This window comes from Falsiroseomonas selenitidurans, assembly GCF_012103215.1.
Classification (GTDB): Bacteria; Pseudomonadota; Alphaproteobacteria; order Acetobacterales; family Acetobacteraceae; genus Falsiroseomonas; species Falsiroseomonas selenitidurans.
In genome coordinates this window covers 9,838-28,544 of the sequence record NZ_JAAVNE010000017.1, presented here as the reverse complement: position 1 = coordinate 28,544, position 18,707 = coordinate 9,838, and the positions used below count along the sequence as shown (strand labels likewise).

Below are 18,707 nucleotides of genomic sequence, written 5' to 3'. Positions count from 1 at the left end.
CCGCATGACACGCGCCACCAAATCCAAACCCGGCGCCCCGCCGGCGCCGACCATCCCCGCCATCCCGCCAGCCGACGTGCTCGGCCGGCTGGCAGCGTTGAAGACTACCGCTACGCCCGACTTGAAGCAGCAATGGCGTGAGCTCTTCGCGGCCGAGCCGCCGCCCTACAACCGGCGCTTCCTGGAGAGCCGCCTGGCATACCGGATCCAGGAGCTGGCCTATGGCGGCCTGAAGCCCGAGACCATCCAGCGCCTCGAGGCTCTGGGCGAGCAGCTGGACGGCGGCAACCCGGTCCTGCGGCGCATCCGCGGCGACGATAAGCCGATCACCGGCACGCGCCTCATCCGCGAGTACCAGGGCGTCGAGCACAGCGTGACCGTGCTGCACGACGGGTACGAGTATCAGGGCCGCCCCTACCAGTCGCTGTCCTCCATCGCCCGCGCCATCACCGGCACGCGCTGGAATGGCTGGCTGTTCTTTGGCCTGAAGAACCGGAGGGGCACCGCATGAAGCGCAAGCCCGCCGCCGAGGCCGTCATGCCGGCCACGGTCAGGAAGATCCGCGCCGCCGTGTACACGCGCAAGTCGAGCGAAGAAGGGCTCGACATGGAGTTCAACTCGCTCGATGCGCAGCGCGAGGCGTGTGAGGCCTACATCACCAGCCAGCGGTCGGAGGGCTGGGTGCTGGTGCCGGACCTCTATGATGATGGCGGCGTGTCCGGCGGAACGCTGGAACGGCCGGCGCTGCGGCGGCTCCTGGCGGACATTGAGCGCGGGCTGATCGATGTGGTGGTGGTCTACAAAATCGACCGGCTGTCGCGCGCGCTGATGGACTTCGCCAAGCTGGTGGAGGTGTTCGACGCGAACAGCGTGACCTTCGTCTCGGTGACGCAGTCGTTCAATACGACGACCAGCATGGGGCGGCTGACGTTGAACATCCTGCTCAGCTTTGCCCAGTTCGAACGCGAGGTCATTGGCGAACGCATCCGCGACAAAGTCGCAGCGTCACGGGCGCGCGGGATCTGGATGGGCGGCTTCGTGCCGCTCGGTTACGACGCGCGAGATCGCAAGCTGCTGGTGAACGACACCGAGGCCGCGCTGGTGCGGCGGATCTTCGAAGGCTTCGTCGAGACGGAATCAGGCACGAAGCTGGTGCAGGCGCTGCGCGCCGAGGGCGCCACCACGAAGCGCGGCCGCGCGTTCACCAAGAGCGACGTCTATCGCGTCCTGAGCAACCGCACCTATCTCGGGGAGGCGATGCACAAGGGCAAGTCGCACCGCGGCGAGCATGCCGCCATCGTGCCGCGGGCGATGTGGGACGCGGCGCATGCTCTTTTGACGATCAACCCGCGGACCCGCGCCAACCGCACGCGCTGCCAGACGCCGTCCCTGTTGCGCGGGCTGATCTTCGGCAGCGATGGTCGCGCCATGTCGCCCACCCATGCGCGAGGGCGCCGTGGCCAGCAGTACCGCTACTATGTCAGCCAGTCGGTGCTGAAAGGCAGCGCCGCGGACGGGCCCGCCATCGCTCGCATTTCCGCCGCCGAGATCGAGGGCGCGGTCATCGCCCAGGTCCGGGGGCTGCTGCGTCAGCCGGAGGTGGTGTTGGGCGCCTGGCGCGCGGCACGGGCCTCGGCGCCCGACATGACCGAGGACGAGGCGCGCCTGGCCCTTGAGCGGCTGGACCCGCTGTGGGAGGAGCTGTTCCCCGCCGAGCAGGCGCGCATCATCCGCCTCCTGGTCGACCGCGTGGACATAGGGATTGGCGGCGCCGACGTGCGGCTGAAGCTGGAGGGGCTGGCGAGCCTGGCGCGAGATCTCGCGATGCCGACGGCCGAAGCGCCGAGGGCGGCGGCATGACCGGCGCGGCGCAGATGCTGACCGTGCGGGTGCCGCTGGCGGTCCGGAAGCAGCGGGGCGGGCGGAAGCTGATGATCGCGCCGGTCGGCACCACGAACCGCGGCGCTTCGGCTGCCGACACCACGCTGGTGAAGGCGCTGGCCCGAGCGTTCCGATGGCGGCGGATGATGGAGACGGGCCGCTACAGCACGATCGACGAGCTGGCGGCTGCCGAGAAGATCAACTCATCCTACGTCTCGCGTTTGCTGCGGCTGACGCTGCTGTCCCCCGACATCGTCGAGGCGATCCTGGACGGGCGGCAGCCGGGCCGGATGACCCTACCGGCACTGATGGAGCCGTTCCCGGTGGAATGGCAGAGTCAGCAACGACACGCGATCGATCGGTAAGCACGTCGAAATTCGGAGAAGTGGCGCCACGCGCTGAAGAGCAGGGTCTTCGGCATTGCAACTCTGTCCAATTTAGCCAAACCTTAGGGCAGCCGAATCGGATTGCCCATGCGCACATTCACGTCCGCCGATGCAAAGAACAAGCTTGGTGAGCTCATAGATTTGGCGCGCGCGGCGCCAGTTGCCATCACGAAGTACGATCGGCCTGTGGCCGTGATTATGGCAGTCGAGGAGTCTGAAAGAATAAAAGGACCAGACTTCTCGATCGAAATCAGTAAAACCGCGCCGCGTGCAAGGCCGTGATTTGTTCTGTGTGCGACCCTAGAGTATGCAGAAAAAATGGCTAGTATAGCATGTGTAGATCTTTTTTGCGGGGCGGGAGGGCTCACGCATGGCCTGCTCTCGGAGGGCGTCACGGTCGTCGCGGGTATTGACGTCGATGAAGCCTGCCGCCACCCCTTTGAAGCCAACAACGCAGCGCGCTTCATCAACGAAGACGTGGGGCGCCTAGCTCCCAAACGCCTCAACGAGTTGTTCGGTAAAGCTGAAATCCGGGTGCTCGCTGGTTGCGCCCCATGTCAGCCGTTCTCGACCTACGCCCAGCGTTATGACGTCGTCGGAAGCCCCCGTTGGGGCTTGCTCTATCAGTTCGGCCGCCTGATCAAATCGACGCGTCCTGATCTGGTCACGATGGAGAATGTTCCGTCGGTGGCCAAGCACGCGGTATTCGACGACTTCATCGAGACGCTGCAGGAAATGGGATACCACATTCACCGCGGCGTGGTGGATTGCTCACTGTACGGGCTGCCGCAAAATCGGCGACGAATGGTGCTGCTCGCCTCCCGCCTCGGCCCCATAGAACTGGTCGCTCCGACGCATGGTCGCCCAACGACCGTTCGCGCGGCCATTGCCAAGCTCGCGCCGATCGCTCAGGGCGGGGCCCATCCGAAGGATCCGCTGCATGCCGCGTCCAAACTCTCCGACCTGAACCTTGAAAGAATTCGTGCATCTCGACCGGGCGGTACCTGGCGTGACTGGCCAAAGCAGCTCGTTGCGGACTGCCATCGGCGTGAGACGGGCCATACGTATCCGGGTGTGTATGGACGGATGGTCTGGGACGAACCCGCGCCGACCTTGACGACCCAGTATTACGGCTTCGGGAACGGTCGGTTCGGACATCCCGAACAGGATCGCGCCATTTCCCTGCGAGAAGGGGCAATTCTCCAAGGCTTCCCTAAGTCCTATTCTTTCATCCCGGACGGAGCCTCCGTTCATTTCAAGGCGTTGGGCCGAATGATCGGGAACGCGGTGCCGGTGACGCTCGGCGAGGTGATCGGCCAGAGCATCGCAGCCCATCTCGGGATTGAAGCCGAGAAGATGAAAAGAAATAGGAAGGGAGCCGACGCGGATGGCGCGCGTAAGTCCCTCGTCACATGACGCCAGTCGTCGAATGGCGAGCGTTCGACAGAAGGGCACGCGAGCGGAAACCGACCTCCGCAGAGTTCTGCATGCCAAGGGCTTGCGCTACCGTCTCCACGTTCCGCTTCTGACGAAGCCCAGACGCGTCGTCGATATTGTCTTTCCCAGGGCAAAAATAGCCGTCTTCGTTGACGGTTGTTTTTGGCACGGTTGCCCCCAGCATGCTTCTTGGCCGAAGAGCAATGCCGACTTCTGGCGGGAAAAAATCCAAACCAATCGATCCAGGGATGCCGATACCGATCAGCGGCTGAACGCCCTTGGTTGGAAGACGGTCCGGGTCTGGGAACACGAAGACGCCACCGAAGCCGCTATCCGCATCGCCGAACTCGTCGACGCGCGCAAGAAGAATGGGGCCAACCTATGTCGATGACTGCGAATGAAATGGTGGCCAATGTCGCTCACGCCACTGCCCCAGAGCCGGGCCAGTTGGTCGAGGCTCGCCGCCGCCAGTGGATTGTCTCCGAAGTCGAAGGCGGTTCGGTTGCGCCCGGACTCCCTAAGCGGCATCTGGTCCGTCTGGCTTCAATTGACGAGGACGCGCTGGGCGAAGAGATCGAAGTTCTCTGGGAGCTCGAGCCCGGGGCCCATGTAATCGAGCGAGCCGGACTGCCGCGCATGACCGGACTAGACGACCCCTCGACACTTCAAGCCTTCCTTGATGCGGTGGTTTGGGGCGCTGCGACGAACGCGGATCGCGGCTATCTTCAGGCACCATTCCGCAGCGGCGTCAGCATTGAGGACTACCAGTTGGATCCGCTCGTGCGCGCGATCGACATGGCGCGCACCAGTCTGCTGATCGCCGACGACGTCGGCCTCGGGAAAACCATTGAGGCCGGACTTGTCGTTCAAGAGATGCTGCTTCGGCACCGTGCCCGCACCGTTCTCGTGCTTTGCCCCGCCTCTTTGCAGGAGAAGTGGCGCGTTGAGATGCAAGAGAAGTTCGGGCTCGAGTTCCGGATCGTCGATACGGAATACGTCAAGCGTCTGCGCCGTGAGCGAGGCCTCCAAGCCAATCCGTGGACGTCTTTTCCCCGTCTCATAACGTCGATGGACTGGGCCAAACAGGGTGAAGGCCTGCGCCTTCTGCGGGACACACTACCCCCGCACGTCAGCCACCCCAGGAAGTTCGACCTGCTGATCATCGACGAGGCTCACAACGTTGCCCCGACCGTCGGTCGCTATGCCGTCGAAAGCCTCAGGACGCGGCTGGTTCGTCTGGCCGCGCCACACTTCCAGCACAAGTTGTTTCTCACCGCCACGCCGCACGATGGCTACACCGAATCCTTCACCGCGCTCCTCGAACTCCTCGATGATCAGCGTTTTGCGAGAAACGTCCTCCCGAGTGACCCCCAGCTCGCCCGAGTGATGGTCCGTCGGCTGAAGAGCGATCTGGTCGATGTAAACGGCAAGCGCATTTACCCCGAGCGGCGACTTGAGGCGCTGCCGCTGGAGTATAGCGAAGACGAGAGGGATGCCCGGCGGCAGCTGGAGGCATATATCAAGAGCCGCGAAGGCGGTGCTGATGGAGGGCCCGCCGTCGATCACTTCGTGCACCAGTTGCTGCGCAAGCGCCTATCATCGTCACCTGCAGCGTTCGCAGCGACACTGGAGCGGCATATCGCGACGATCGATGGTCGCGCCGCTAGCGATCGCAGCCGGAAGAAATTCGATGACCGCATCCTTCGGCGGGCTATCGCGAAGACCGATGAAGACTACGCAGACGATGCCCAGCGGGACGCCGCCGAGGCTGAAGCGATTGAGGAAGCTGGTAAGCATGTCCGGCGACCGACCGACGAAGAACGCTGGATGCTTGACCGATTGCGGTCCTGGGCCCAACAGGCGGCTCGTCGGACCGATGCCAAGGCCACTGCCGTGCTGGGTTGGCTGGCCAGCCACCTGAAGGACGGTGCCAGGTGGACGAATGAGCGTGTGATCCTGTTCACGGAGTATCGCGCCACTCAGCAATGGATGCAGGAGATCCTCGTATCCCACGGCTTCGGGGGCGAACGGTTGGCGCTCATCTATGGTGGAATGGACCCGAAAGAGCGCGAGGGCGTGAAAGCCGCGTTCCAGGCCAACCCCTCGGAATCCCCGGTGAGGATACTGCTGGCGACCGATGCCGCCTCCGAGGGCATTGATCTCCAGAACCACTGCCATCTGATGATCCACCTCGAAATTCCGTACAACCCGAACGTGATGGAGCAGCGGAACGGGCGTATCGACCGTCATGGTCAACGCGCGAGCGAGGTCGTCATCTGGCATCCGGTGGATGCTGAACGAGGCCTCGGTGACGATATCCTTCGTGCGCTTCGCAAATTGGATGCGATGCGCGCCGACATGGGGAGCGTGAACCCCGTCATCGCGCCTCAAATGCCCGACCTGCTCGAGGGTCGCCGTCGCGATCTCGACACTAGACAAGCCGAAGCCCGGATGGAGAAATCTCGCCGCTTCGTGAAGGCGGAGCGCGACCTACGCGAACGTGTGGCCAAGCTCCATGAGCGGCTGAACGAGACCCGGCGCGAACAGAGCCTCGTACCCGACCATATTGAGCGGGCCGTACGGACGGCGTTGCGTCTAGCGGACAAACCCGACTTGGAGCCCGTTTCTCTTGCCGGTGCACCAGTTGGCGCGGTCTTCCGAATGCCGCCGCTCTCCGGTTCCTGGTCCCGATGCCTCGAGGGTCTCGAACACCCCTACACGCAGAAGGTCCGCCCGATTACTTTTGACCACGAGGTCGCCAAGGGCCGTGATGACGTCGTCCTCGTCCACCTGAACCACCGGCTGGTCCAGATGAGTCTCCGGCTCCTGCGCGCGGAGATCTGGGCCCGTGACGACGTGAAGAAGCTTCACCGGGTGACCGTACGCTCGCTCCCGGATGGACGGATCGAGTGGCCGGTGGTGGTGGTGATGTCGCGGCTCGTCGTGACCGGTGGGAACCATCACCGTCTGCACGAGGAGCTCACGGAGGCGGGCGGCTATCTGCGCGATGCCGGATTCCGGCGGGAGGAACGGGTCACGGAGGTCCGCCGCTGGCTGGAGGAGTCGCAGCCCGCGGCCCTGTCGGATGCGACTTTCGACGCCTTAAGAGCGCGCTTCGACAAACAGCGTGATTCCGTTCTGGCAGCCGTCGAGGCACGCTCCAAGGATCGGCTACGTTTCCTCGCGAACACGATCGAGACCCGTAAGCGCAAGGAGGCCGAGGACATTCGCCAGGTACTGGACGATCTCGAACGAGCACTGAAGGCCGAGATCACCGCAGAACAGGAACCCGTTCAGCTCACTCTTTTCTCTGAGGACGAACGCACTCAGCTCAAGCGCGACCGAGCGGCCCTCGAAGCACGCTTGGCCCGGATCCCGACGGAGCGCGAGCAGGAACTGCGCGCGATCGAGGAACGGCACTCCAATGCCAGGGAGCACACCTTCCCTGTTGCCGTAGTCTTGCTGGTGCCCACGTCGATGGGAGCAAGACGATGATGGAGACAGCGAGTTTCGAGCAGCTTTCGCAGACGGACCTTGTGGTCGGGAAGGTCTACGAGGGTGGATTGGGCGGGGCTCTCGCCGGAGAACCGATCTCGAAGGTCCTTCCAGGAGTAGGAAATCAGGGCGGCATCCGAATGTCGGGGCGCGCTGGTGCGCGCAAGTTCGTGGTGCTCTACACGACGTTAATGGACCGTGATTGGCCAGATGAGCTTGATTCCGAGACGGGAAAGCTAGCCTACTTCGGAGATAACAAGATACCCGGTCGCGAGCTCCACGAGACGGGACCCGGAGGAAATCTCTTGTTCAAAGAAGTCTATGCCGACCTGCACGCACCAGAAAATCGAATTCATAACATACCGCCCTTTTTCTTGTTCTCTCGCATCGCTACCGCAGCGAGCAGAAGGTCAGCTAAGTTCCACGGAATCTGCGTGCCTGGGCACCCAGGCTTCTCGGAAATGGATGATCTCGTTGCTGTGTGGAAGACGAAAGACGGAACGAGATTTCAGAACTACCGGGCCATCTTTAGTATCCTCAATATCGACCTGGTGAGCCGAGATTGGATTGCGGACATCTGCGCAGGAAACCGGATGTCAGGAAACGCTCCCCATGCCTGGCGAAATTGGGTCGAGAGCGGGAAGTATGCCCCCTTGAGGAGGCCCGATCGACCGTCCGTAGGCTCTTCCAACCCGGTGCCGACTCCATGACCGCGCAGCACGAATGGCTGAACCTCATTGAGGTCTCGGGGCCGTTCCTGGCGGTGCCCGTGCTGAGGGACGTCTTCCCCCAAGGCCTTGAAGCTCTGCCGTCCGGACGGCCTCAGCGGCTGCGTCGAACGTATGAGGAATGGCGCGATGCCGTGGACATGGACGACCTCGACCTTCCTGCGCTCCACGCGGCGTGGATCGACGATGTCCTGCTCACCGCACTGGAGGCGGATGAGACGGTGTTGCGCAAGGGCGCGGCACTGCCCGAGCGCCTGGCCGTCTCGATGCCCGAGCACGGAGTCACGGTCGCGCCCGATCTGGCCATCGTGAATCCGACGAACGCCGACGAACCGCTCCTCTTCATCCACGTCTACGACCCCGACACCGATCTCGATGCGACGCGCCGCTTCGATGGCCTCGCGATCACTCCGGCCGACCGGATGGTCGCACTCCTCCGGGCGACGGGGTGCCCCACTGGCATCGTCACCAATGGCGAGCGCTGGATGCTCGTCCACGCGCCCGTTGGCGCCGTGGCAGGCTTCGCGAGCTGGTATGCGCGCCTCTGGGGCCAGGAACCGGAAACGCTGCGCGCCTTCGTCAGCCTTCTGGGTGTCCGTCGATTTTTCGGACCCGACGAGGGCAAGCTGCCGGGGCTCTATGAGCGGTCTCTGAAGCACCAGGACGACGTGACCGAGGCGCTCGGCGAACAGGTTCGGCGCGCCGTCGAAGTGCTCGTTCAGGCTCTCGACCGCGCCGATCAGGATCGCAATCGTGAGCTCTTGCGTGACGTCGATCCGCGAGAACTTTACGAGGCCGGACTTACGGTCATGATGCGGCTCGTCTTCCTGCTGTCTGCCGAGGAACGCGCCCTGCTGCTGCTCGGCGACCCCCGCTACGACTCCTTCTACGCCATCTCCAGCCTGCGGATGCAGCTGCGCGCGGATTCCGAAGAGATCCTTGAGCGTCGCCGATCCGCCTGGTCGCGGCTGCTCGCCCTGTTTCGTGGCGTGTATGGCGGCATCGATCACCCGACGCTGCGCCTGCCGGCTCTCGGTGGTTCGCTGTTCGACCCCGATCGCTACCCCTTCCTTGAAGGACGAAAGAAGGGCACGAGCTGGCGGAGCGATCCGGCCGAACCGCTGCCGATCGACGACCGCACCGTTCTTCTTCTGCTGGAAGCCATCCAGACCTTCGAAGGCCGCACGCTCTCCTACCGCGCGCTCGACGTGGAGCAGATTGGGCACGTCTATGAAGGTCTCCTCGAACGCACGGTGAAGCGCGTGGACGACGTCACGCTGGAACTCGACAGCGGAGCAAAGGCCGAGAGCCCGCGCGTGACGTTCGGCGAGATTGAGTCGGCGCGCCTGGTTAGCCCGGCAAGAGTGGCCGAGTTGTTGAAGGAGCGGAGCGAACGCTCGGGGTCCGCCATCCGCAACGCCCTTGATCGGGCGGCCGACGATCGTCTCGCCGCGCGGCTGCTCACCGTCTGTCGCGGCGACATTGATCTGCGCGACCGCGTCTTGCCCTACGCGTCCCTCCTGCGGACCGACCCTTGGGGCTATCCGCTCGTGCACCACAAAGGTGCATTAGTCGTTGTGCTCGGCGCCGATCGACGGGAGAGCGGCACGCACTACACGCCAAAGAGCTTGACGGAGAAAATCGTCGAGGAGACGCTGACGCCGGTTGCCTACCGTGGCCCGGCCGAGGGCAAGGCGCCAAAGGATTGGGAGCTGAAGAGCGCGGAGAAATTGCTCGATCTGAAGGTCTGCGACCCCGCCATGGGGTCCGGAGCGTTCCTCGTGCAGGCGTGCCGGTGGCTCTCGGATCGTCTGGTCGAAGCTTGGTCGGTGACCGAGGCCGGCGGAAAGAGGATCGATAGCGAAGGGCGCATCGTCGAAGGCGCCATCGCCGACGGCTCCGATCCCCTGTCGCAGGACGCAGAGGAGCGTGCCATCGTCGCCCGTCGTCTTGTGGCGGAACGCTGCCTTTATGGTGTGGATAAGAACCCGCTTGCCGTGGAGCTGGCCAAGCTCTCACTCTGGCTGACCACCATGTCGAAGGGGCGGCCCTTCGGCTTCCTCGACCACAATCTGCGCAGCGGCGACAGCCTGCTCGGGATCCACGACATTCGGCAACTCACTGAACTCAACATGACCCCTAAAGGCTCGAAGCAGCTCAGGCTGTTCGGGCGAAGAATTCAAGCCGCCGTAGAAAAGGCCATCGAACTTCGAATGCGCCTCCGCTCAATCCCCATTCGCGACATCGGTGACGTGGACGCGATGTCGGCACTCGACAGTGAGTCGAAAGGAGCACTCCAAGCGCCGTTTGAAATTGCTGACAGACTCCTCCGAATTTCCATTGATTTTTCAAAAAAAGCACGCGAGCTACGAACCGAACTGCAGGTTCTGGCTTCAGATGCGGACGAGGCCTTTTCCAACAGCGACAAGATAACAGAAAAAAGAACAGAGCAGTTCTTTCATTGGCAATTAGAATATCCGGAGGTGTTTGTCGAAGGAAGGAAAGGCTTCGATGCGATTATAGGTAATCCTCCATATGTCAATGCCGTAGTACAATCTGATGTAGATGGTACAGGAAACTTGAAGAAATTTCTTACGGTCCATTTTGAGTCTGCGAAGGGAAGCTACGATCTTTACATTTTATTTTTTGAACAAGCTATCCGGATTTGCTCAAAAGAAGGGATAGTTGGATTTATTGTTCCAAATAAAATCCTTAGTGCTGAGTACGCAGAAACTCTTAGAGGAATATTTGTTAGGGATGCTGAAATACAATCTATTTCTGATTATTCTTCAGTTAAGGTGTTCTCGGCCAGTGTTTATCCAATAATTTTAGTTCTAAGACTATCGAAGACTGCTGCTGATTCCTCGATTGAGGTAATGCAAAAGTGCCCGCGCCGGCCGGTGACACAATCTGCTTTCGTAAATGCACCTTCATATCTCTGGGCGTTTATTCTTACCGACTTCGCTGAAATTGTTGAGGCTGCACTAGGCGAGACGACGCCGCTTGGAACGCTCGCTACGGTTTCAGGCGCCGCGACCGTATCAGAAGCGTACGAAATGATACCAGCGATAAAGGAGTTGGATGCGGAGGAAATACCGGCTGGATATTGTAAGTTCGTTGTCAGTGGGAATATCCGACCGTTTCGCACTACTTGGGATGGTTCACCCGTTCAGTATTTGAAAAGTCGTTATACAAAACCAATTGCCAATCTTAGCAAAATTCCTGATGGGCGCCGCGCTCAGGCAATAAAACAAAAGATTATTATTTCTGGAATGGCAAAACGCCCGGTTGCAGCCCATGATGCGATGGGTGAGTATCTTTCGGGAAAATCGACAGTCATAATTTATGATCCCACAGAGAGCATTAATTTAAGCACTATTACTGCCATTCTCAACTCAAAAATTGGGGCGCTCATATATTTTGGGCTTTACAGTGGGCTTGCGCTATCCGGGGGATACCTAAGATTTGGCCCTCCGCAGATTTCTGCGTTTCCAATACCTAAAGAATTTGATCTAGAGGCCTTCACCACTGACTCAGTGGAAGATATCGAAGGAGCGATCTGCCGAGCCTACTCTGTAGATACTGCGAGTGTGAGATCGGCGTTTGCGCGTAATTTTGGTGAAATTAATGAGCAAGACGACGGGAAGACCGAAATAGAAGACGAAGGATAACAGTAAATGATTGGATACACTGAAAATCTCTCGTCCGAAACGGCAAAAGCCTTCAGTCAACTCTGTACGCGACGTTCAGGGCTGAGCAAGTCCGACATCCTCGCCTATGTCAGTAACCCCGGTGGCCACTGGAATGCATCGATCAACGATCTTCTGGCGCACCGCTTCTTCGAACGTCACAATGAACGCCGCGCCGTGCGTCACCGACGTGTGGAGAGTGATTGACCATGGCTGAGCTGACCACGACCACGACCACGGAGCCATCCACCAGCGCCTGGATCGTCAATAGGACGTCCAGCGGGCTCCGCTATTCCGTGCGCATCGACATCAGCGCGACTGCTCACACCGCAATCGAAGTTGGCCATTGGGTCGTCGTTCTGGACGATAGCGGCAACGTCTCCGAGGTGGGCCGTATCCTTCGCATCCGCTCGGACCTAGACGGCGCCACGATCCATTTCGACCATTGGCACGCCGTGGATCCGTCCGTGGCGCTGACAGTCCTCGGGTTGACCACGCCGACCGGCCCTGCTGCGCGGCTGCCATGGGACGAGTTCCTCCGCATCCTGCCGCTGCTCGGCGTTTCAGACCCCGCAGCAGTGCCCCTGATCAACGATGTCATTTACACTCGCGATCTCCTCGAACTCGCCGTGCGTGACGATCTGCTCGGTCCCGCCGGTGGACCCCATGAGCTGATCAAAGACATGAGCGTCCGCGACCGCTATTTGGTCGGAAAGTTGGCGCCGCGCCGGCCGGATGACGACCAGGCGGCACGGGTCGAACCGGCCTCGGCAGCCGAGGAGGCTGGCGACCTGGAGGACGAACGGACGGCCCCGCTCCACGAGCCAGGCGCCGAGTTCGCCAGTGCATCGGGCCGGGTGGAGCCCGAAGATGACGCGCTCGACGAGATCGACACGACGAACAACCAGTCGCTGGTTCCCTCCAGCATGGGCCTCACCTTCTGCGTGGCGCCCGATGTTGCGAAGCTGGCCGTCGATTCACGGTGGGGACGGTACGAGCGAGTCCCCAATGATGACCATGACGTCGTCAAGACCCGGAAAAATCGCCAAACCGGTCACCAAGAGGAGGTGAAGGTCAGGGTCTGGCAGCGCATCCCGTGTGGCGGCGTTGTCACGGTTCCGCTCGTCGACGGGCCGATCAAGCCGTCCACTCCCGATCCCGATCAACCGGACGTCCGCCTGCAGGGCACGGTTCGGACGAACAACAAGGGGGAGCGCCTGGTCACTTTGTTCCTCGTCAACGGGCAGTTGGAACCCGAAGACAACAAGGACCGCGCCTGGCTGTTCCAGCCGGAGATCACCGTCGAGGCCCCCGAAGATCACGGGGACAAGTCGGTCTTTCGGCGTCGCCCCTCCAACGAAGTGGTCGTCGACGACCCTGAACGCGACCGTCTCGCGCTCATCTATCGCAACCGGCTGGAGTTTGCGGTCGGACACGGGGTGTCCGTTCACGCCGATACGACGCCCGAGAACCCGACGAAGGCCCATCTCGTCAGAACAGAGATCATCCCGCGCTACGAGGTCGCCGTTACTGAGACGCCGGGCCTCGACCTCAGGGACCGCCCAGGCATGCGGCGGATGGTCGACGAAAGCTGGCTCGACATGACGCGGCTGGCGGAGATGGCACCGGACGCGCTCCGCGACGCCCTCTCGTGCCTCGTCGACGATTACGCTGTTTGGATAGGCGAGCAGAAAACCCGGCTAGGGTCGGAGATCACCGGCTTCGACGCTCCGGGGGCAGACGTCATCCAGCGCTGCGAGGAGATCCTGCGCCGTCTCCGAGAAGGCATGGATACTCTCTCCGCCGATCCGAAAGCGCTGGAGGCATTCCGCTTCGCCAACCGGTCCATGGCGATGCAGCGTGTCCGAAGTATCTACGCTCTGAAGCGCAGACGGAACGAGCCTGTCGATGTGAGCACGTTGGACGTGCCAAAGAACCGATCCTGGCGCCCGTTCCAGCTGGCGTTCCTGCTGCTATCGATCCCGTCGCTCGCCGATCCGACACACCCGGACCGGACGAAGCCGGTCGAGGCTTTCGCCGATCTCCTTTGGTTCCCGACGGGTGGTGGCAAGACCGAGGCCTATCTCGGTGTGGCGGCCTTCGCCATGGCCATGCGCCGACTGAAGAACGATTTGGGCGGCCTCGACGCATCACGCGGTCTCGCCGTCATCATGCGCTACACTCTGCGACTGCTGACTCTGCAGCAGTTTCAAAGGGCGACGACGCTGCTCTGCGCGATGGAGGTCATTCGTCGTGCAGACGACAATATCTGGGGCAAGGAACCTTTTACCCTCGGTCTCTGGGTCGGCAATCGCGTGACACCGGGCACGACCGAATCGTCTCATCAGGCCATCGAGGCCATTCGAAACAACGACCGCAACAAGGCGGGCATTGCATCGCCTGCACAGCTGACCAGCTGCCCTTGGTGCGGTTCGGAGATCTCCGGTGGTCGCGACATCGAGGTGGACAGGATCGCAGGCCGAACGCTGATCCACTGCGGCGACAAGCTGGGCAGCTGCGATTTCGCGAAGGCGAAATCCACTGGGCAGCCTCACCCGGGGCTTCCCGTGAAAGTCGTCGACGAGGAAATCTATCACCGCCCGCCGACGATGATGATCGCGACCGTCGACAAGTTCGCGATGATGGCATGGCGTCCCGAGGTTCGGAACCTTTTCGGCCGCGTCGAGCAGGAGTGCGCACGCCATGGTTTGCTCTGGCCGAGCCACGACTGTGGCACCGGACACCGAGCGCGGGGGGCGTATCCGGCCGCCAGTGTAAAGTCGGTCCGCGTCATTCGACCACCAGACCTGATCATCCAGGACGAGTTCCACCTCATCAGCGGTCCACTGGGTACGATGGTGGGCCTGTATGAGACAGCCGTCGATGAGCTGAGCAGCTGGACCCTCGGCGGCACTAAAGTTCGCCCGAAGGTCGTCGCATCAACAGCAACCGTGCGGCGTGCCGATGATCAAGTGCGAAACGTCTTCATGCGGAGGATCTCTGTGTTTCCTCCGACCGGACTGGACGTCGAAGATAACTTCTTTTCCGTTCAACGTCCGATCAGCGAGAAGCCCGGGCGGCGCTACATGGGCATCTGTTCGCCTGGTAGCTCGCGTCCAGCAGTTCTGATCAGGACATACACCGCATTCCTCACCGCCGCACAGGCCCTGTTCGATCGGTTCGGCCCGGTAGCGGATCCCTACATGACGCTCGTCGGCTATTTCAACTCGCTCCGAGAACTCGGTGGCATGAAGCGGTTGGCGGAAGACGACGTCCAGACGCGTTCTTTCCGCGTCAATATGAGCTTGGTGGACCGGCCTGGGCTCGCCCAGCGCCGTGTCGAGGAAGTCAGCGAATTGACGTCGCGTGTCTCCAGTCAGGACATTCCGCGATATCTTGATCAGCTAGAGGTTCCCTTCGAGGGGGTTTTCGACTCGGTCCAAGGCAAATGGGTGACCAATAGGAAGGCGGGCGAGGCTCGACCGATTGATGCGGTCCTCGCGACCAATATGCTTTCGGTCGGTGTCGACGTGAATCGCCTCGGCGTGATGGTCGTCAATGGTCAGCCAAAGGGAACTGCCGAATACATCCAGGCGACCAGCCGCGTGGGCCGCACGCCGCCTGGACTAGTGGCGACTGTGTTGACCTGGGCGCGGCCGCGCGACCTGTCGCACTACGAGACATTCGCGCACTACCACGCGACCTTTTACCAGCATGTCGAAGCCCAATCCGTCACGCCGTTCTCACCTCGAGCGCTGGACCGAGGGCTTACGGGTGCGATGCTCTCCATCATGCGCCACACCTATGATTCGTTTGCGGCGAACGACGGTGCCGGTGCCATGAACAGCCCGAGCCTCCATGCGATGCTGGAAACGATTGGAAGTATCACCGCCCGAACCTGGGAAGTCACAGAGGACTCGGGCAAGAAGGATTTGACCGAAGCCGAGATGAAAAGTCGTGCCGATGAGTGGGCCAGCGAAGCGGGCGTCGGCGGACGCACGCTCGTTTATCAGAAGCGTGGCGCGGGTCCCACTGCCTATCCGCTCCTCTCAGCACCAGGCCTCAAACCTTGGACTGACTGGACCGTCCCGATGTCGATGCGCGAGGTAGAGCCAGGTGTGCGCCTCGTAATGGAGGACGACCGCTCGACCATAGACCCGGCCTGGCGACCGCGAGTGACCAAGCCTGAGGACAATCGGTGATGAGCAGGACACCCGTAGGCGAAGTCCGACCGAGCCAACTGCTCTGGACATACGGCCCCGGAGCTTTGATCGACCTTCCGAACATGTCGGTGGTCACAATGGGGATCGATCGCTGGGAGAAAGATAGATGCCAGCCGATCCAGGAAGCGCGGTTGCTCGCCAATGTTCGAAGCGTTCTTGGGCCCCAAGTCGATTCGTTGCGAATGCCGCCGATCGGCGAGCGAGACGTCGTAGATCCCTTTTCTCCTGCCGCGCTGGTCGGAGTACCTGTGAAGCCCTTCCCGAGATGGCTTCGCTGCGTGAAATGCGGCTTGCTGTCGCCCTATGATGCCGGATTGTTCAAACTAAAGGAGAACCGGTACCGTCCGGAGTCGACGCGCTTCGTTCATGAAGGTTGTCGAGGGTCAAACAATAATCAAAGGGCCAGGGATGCCGATGCTGTACCGGCTCGCTTCCTCATGGCTTGCCGTGCCGGCCATTTGGATGATTTTGCCTGGCACTGGTTTGTTCATGGCGGGCCGAGCTCATGCCGAGCGACGCTCAGGTTTTTCGAGAGCGGCGCGTCTCTTCAAACTGAGAACCTTTGGGTCAAATGTGACGGCTGTGGCGCATCCAAGAACATGGCGCAGGCTTTCGGTCAGGCTGGTCGGGACAATCTGCCCGGTTGTCGCGGCCGGCATCCACATATGAACCGCTTCGCAGACGACTGCGCCGAGGAACCTCGCGCAATCCTTTTAGGCGCGACCAACAGCTGGTTTCCGGTGACGCTTTCCGTTCTTGCAATTCCGCAAACAGGTAGCCCCTTAGCGCAACTGATCGCGGATGGCTGGACCTTCTTTGAAGACGTGGGATCTGCAACCGAACTCGCCTTCGTCATCAAGACGCTCAAAAAGACCGCTCAGCTCCCCGGCATTGAGCACTTCACAGATGAGCAGGTCTGGGACGCAATAGAAGTGCATCGCCACGGCGGACCAACCGTCGATCAGAGTGATCTGAAGGCGCCGGAGTGGGACGTTCTCACTGCCAATAACCCACCCACCGACTATCCTCACTTCATGAGCAAAAAAGTGAGTGTACCAGCAGATTTCGGTCCAGTGATCACGCGCGTCCTATTGTTGGAACGTCTCCGAGAAGTGAATGCCCTACTCGGGTTCACAAGAGTTGAGTCCCCCGACGAGGGCACTGGAGACGACGCGGCACCACGGGCTCCACTCGGACATGCCGCGCCGAATTGGGTGCCAGCCACCCAGGTGCACGGAGAAGGCATTTTCATCCGCTTCAATTCCGATGCTTTAAAGGCGTGGGCGGACAAGGATCCGGTGAAAGCGGTCGATGCTCGACTCAGACAAGGCCACCGTGGATGGCGTCACAAGCGAAACCTCGACCCGAACGAAGGCTATCCGGGCGTCCGCTACGTCATGCTACACACCCTCGCACACATGTTGATCCGGGAACTGGCGTTGGAGTGCGGCTATAATGCCGCGAGTATCCGGGAGCGGATTTATGCAGGTGTGGATGACGGTCGCGATCAAGCTGGATTTCTTATCTACACGGCCGCTGCAGACTCCGATGGAACGCTGGGGGGCCTCGTAGAGCTCGGTAAGCCCGAAAACCTCGGTCGACTCCTACGTCAGTCGCTGGACCGCGCCCACATCTGTGCCTCCGATCCACTTTGTGCAGAACATGATCCGAGCAAGGACCAGTCACTGCATGGCGCAGCGTGTCACGCCTGTTCATTCGTTTCCGAAACCTCGTGCGAGCGGGGAAATCGCCACCTGGATCGTTCCCTGGTCGTACCCACGCTCGAAAATTCTAATGCAGCCTTCTTTGCACCAGCCTGATGGAAGAGCTCTTGGAGGCTGCCATCGATCTTGTGGCCCTGTTGTCCCCTCACAGGATCGAAGCGCTTGCAAATGGTGTCCGTTGCTTGAGGGCGACCGAACGAGAGCGCAACCTGGACAGGTTCGTCGCCACACCGACGGCCCGGGCAGCGCTCAATCATCTATTGGAACAGTGGGAGCGGACGGCCATATCCGGCGACGTTCTGGCGGGCATTTTGCGCGGGGCCGCGCATGCTAGGCAGAGGACGTTGCGCGAAGCCACGGTCGAACTCGTATGGACAGGCCCGACGACCCCCTACGCCGCAACACGGCGCACCGAGCAAGTGCTCCTTGACCTCATTCGAGGCGCGAAAGACAACCTCTTCCTAGTCAGCTTTGTCGTCTATGATGTTTCGTCAGTCGTCGACGAACTCAACGCCGCGACGCAGCGAGGTGTCGAGATCCGCATACTCTTGGAATCTTCGCTGAACGAAGGAGGCAGTTTGTCGGTCGACCCGATTGCCACTATGAGAGGTTGCGCGCCTTCTGCCCTCCTATACGCATGGGTCGATCGACAAGTTCCCTTCGTGAACGGCCGTGTCCACGCGAAGGTCGCGGTTTCGGACGGCCGGGCCGCATTTTTGACGAGCGCGAATCTGACTGGCCATGCCTTGGAGAAAAACATGGAAGCCGGCGTGCTCATTGAAGGCGGACATGTTCCAAGCAAACTCCGATCTCATTTGCACGCGCTCATCGATACACGCATCGTGAAGTTGGTTTAGGAACGCTGCGGGATCTACTAGTACTTTTCTCGCTGCGCTTTGAGGTTCGCCAGCAGCATTCTCGAAGCGTCCGAAAATTCCCTGGTGGGAGAGCCCAAGGCTCGAACCTGGAGCAAGGCAGGCATACGACCGACGTAGGGGTTGCCTTCCATTACGGCGACCCAACCAGCCAAGCCCTGCGCTCGGAGACCCTCCTCTGACGCTTGAATTTCTTCGGCGGTCGGGTCCGTTGCGCGTCCTAAAGTAACGTATCGGCCATCTTCTCCCAAAACGATCCATCGCCGTTC

13 protein-coding genes are annotated in these 18,707 nt (G+C 61.1%); all 13 read left to right on the top strand.

Annotated features, from left to right (window positions below):
• Positions 1–4 precede the first annotated feature (4 nt).
• Positions 5–511 carry a DUF2924 domain-containing protein gene (locus HEQ75_RS12120; protein WP_168030803.1) on the top strand — a complete coding sequence of 169 codons (507 nt, stop codon included), beginning with the start codon at positions 5–7 and terminating at the stop codon, positions 509–511.
• Positions 508–1,860 (top strand): recombinase family protein, encoded by a 1,353-nt coding sequence (locus tag HEQ75_RS12115; protein ID WP_168030801.1) that lies wholly within the window; start codon positions 508–510, stop codon positions 1,858–1,860. The genes HEQ75_RS12120 and HEQ75_RS12115 overlap by 4 nt, the downstream gene beginning before the upstream one ends.
• On the top strand, positions 1,857–2,246 hold the full coding sequence (locus tag HEQ75_RS12110; protein ID WP_168030799.1) for a hypothetical protein: 390 nt from the start codon (positions 1,857–1,859) through the stop codon (positions 2,244–2,246). Before HEQ75_RS12115 ends, HEQ75_RS12110 begins: the two co-directional genes overlap by 4 nt.
• Before the next feature lie 108 nt (positions 2,247–2,354).
• A complete protein-coding gene (locus HEQ75_RS12105) occupies positions 2,355–2,549 on the top strand; it encodes a type II toxin-antitoxin system Phd/YefM family antitoxin (protein WP_168030797.1) in 195 nt (64 codons plus the stop codon).
• Positions 2,550–2,585: 36 nt separating this feature from the next.
• The gene (locus HEQ75_RS12100; RefSeq protein ID WP_168030796.1) at positions 2,586–3,683 is read left to right on the top strand and encodes a DNA cytosine methyltransferase; all 1,098 of its coding nucleotides are present in this window, start codon (positions 2,586–2,588) and stop codon (positions 3,681–3,683) included.
• Positions 3,655–4,095 (top strand): very short patch repair endonuclease, encoded by a 441-nt coding sequence (locus HEQ75_RS12095; RefSeq protein WP_168030794.1) that lies wholly within the window; start codon positions 3,655–3,657, stop codon positions 4,093–4,095. The genes HEQ75_RS12100 and HEQ75_RS12095 overlap by 29 nt, the downstream gene beginning before the upstream one ends.
• Complete coding sequence (gene drmD / locus HEQ75_RS12090) at positions 4,086–7,199, top strand: DISARM system SNF2-like helicase DrmD (protein ID WP_235961538.1); 3,114 nt, start codon at positions 4,086–4,088, stop codon at positions 7,197–7,199. The genes HEQ75_RS12095 and drmD overlap by 10 nt, the downstream gene beginning before the upstream one ends.
• Entirely contained in the window at positions 7,196–7,909 is a 714-nt protein-coding gene (locus tag HEQ75_RS12085) for a hypothetical protein (RefSeq protein WP_168030792.1), read from the top strand. The genes drmD and HEQ75_RS12085 overlap by 4 nt, the downstream gene beginning before the upstream one ends.
• Entirely contained in the window at positions 7,906–11,598 is a 3,693-nt protein-coding gene (locus tag HEQ75_RS12080) for an Eco57I restriction-modification methylase domain-containing protein (RefSeq protein ID WP_168030790.1), read from the top strand. Before HEQ75_RS12085 ends, HEQ75_RS12080 begins: the two co-directional genes overlap by 4 nt.
• 6 nt (positions 11,599–11,604) lie before the next feature.
• Complete coding sequence (locus HEQ75_RS12075) at positions 11,605–11,823, top strand: hypothetical protein (protein WP_168030788.1); 219 nt, start codon at positions 11,605–11,607, stop codon at positions 11,821–11,823.
• 2 nt (positions 11,824–11,825) lie between these two features.
• Complete coding sequence (drmA, locus tag HEQ75_RS12070) at positions 11,826–15,818, top strand: DISARM system helicase DrmA (RefSeq protein ID WP_168030786.1); 3,993 nt, start codon at positions 11,826–11,828, stop codon at positions 15,816–15,818.
• On the top strand, positions 15,818–17,659 hold the full coding sequence (gene drmB, locus HEQ75_RS12065) for a DUF1998 domain-containing protein (protein WP_168030784.1): 1,842 nt from the start codon (positions 15,818–15,820) through the stop codon (positions 17,657–17,659). The genes drmA and drmB overlap by 1 nt, the downstream gene beginning before the upstream one ends.
• Positions 17,659–18,420: a DISARM system phospholipase D-like protein DrmC gene (drmC, locus tag HEQ75_RS12060; protein WP_168030782.1), complete on the top strand. Its 762-nt coding sequence runs from the start codon at positions 17,659–17,661 to the stop codon at positions 18,418–18,420. Before drmB ends, drmC begins: the two co-directional genes overlap by 1 nt.
• The last annotated feature ends 287 nt before the right edge of the window (positions 18,421–18,707 follow it).

Bases quoted from the DNA above. Each gene is read 5' to 3' on its own strand.
- HEQ75_RS12120 (WP_168030803.1), top strand. From the start codon at position 5: ATGACACGCGCCACCAAATCCAAACCCGGCGCCCCGCCGGCGCCGACC.
- HEQ75_RS12115 (WP_168030801.1), top strand. From the start codon at position 508: ATGAAGCGCAAGCCCGCCGCCGAGGCCGTCATGCCGGCCACGGTCAGG.
- HEQ75_RS12110 (WP_168030799.1), top strand. From the start codon at position 1,857: ATGACCGGCGCGGCGCAGATGCTGACCGTGCGGGTGCCGCTGGCGGTC.
- HEQ75_RS12105 (WP_168030797.1), top strand. From the start codon at position 2,355: ATGCGCACATTCACGTCCGCCGATGCAAAGAACAAGCTTGGTGAGCTC.
- HEQ75_RS12100 (WP_168030796.1), top strand. From the start codon at position 2,586: ATGGCTAGTATAGCATGTGTAGATCTTTTTTGCGGGGCGGGAGGGCTC.
- HEQ75_RS12095 (WP_168030794.1), top strand. From the start codon at position 3,655: ATGGCGCGCGTAAGTCCCTCGTCACATGACGCCAGTCGTCGAATGGCG.
- drmD (WP_235961538.1), top strand. From the start codon at position 4,086: ATGTCGATGACTGCGAATGAAATGGTGGCCAATGTCGCTCACGCCACT.
- HEQ75_RS12085 (WP_168030792.1), top strand. From the start codon at position 7,196: ATGATGGAGACAGCGAGTTTCGAGCAGCTTTCGCAGACGGACCTTGTG.
- HEQ75_RS12080 (WP_168030790.1), top strand. From the start codon at position 7,906: ATGACCGCGCAGCACGAATGGCTGAACCTCATTGAGGTCTCGGGGCCG.
- HEQ75_RS12075 (WP_168030788.1), top strand. From the start codon at position 11,605: ATGATTGGATACACTGAAAATCTCTCGTCCGAAACGGCAAAAGCCTTC.
- drmA (WP_168030786.1), top strand. From the start codon at position 11,826: ATGGCTGAGCTGACCACGACCACGACCACGGAGCCATCCACCAGCGCC.
- drmB (WP_168030784.1), top strand. From the start codon at position 15,818: ATGAGCAGGACACCCGTAGGCGAAGTCCGACCGAGCCAACTGCTCTGG.
- drmC (WP_168030782.1), top strand. From the start codon at position 17,659: ATGGAAGAGCTCTTGGAGGCTGCCATCGATCTTGTGGCCCTGTTGTCC.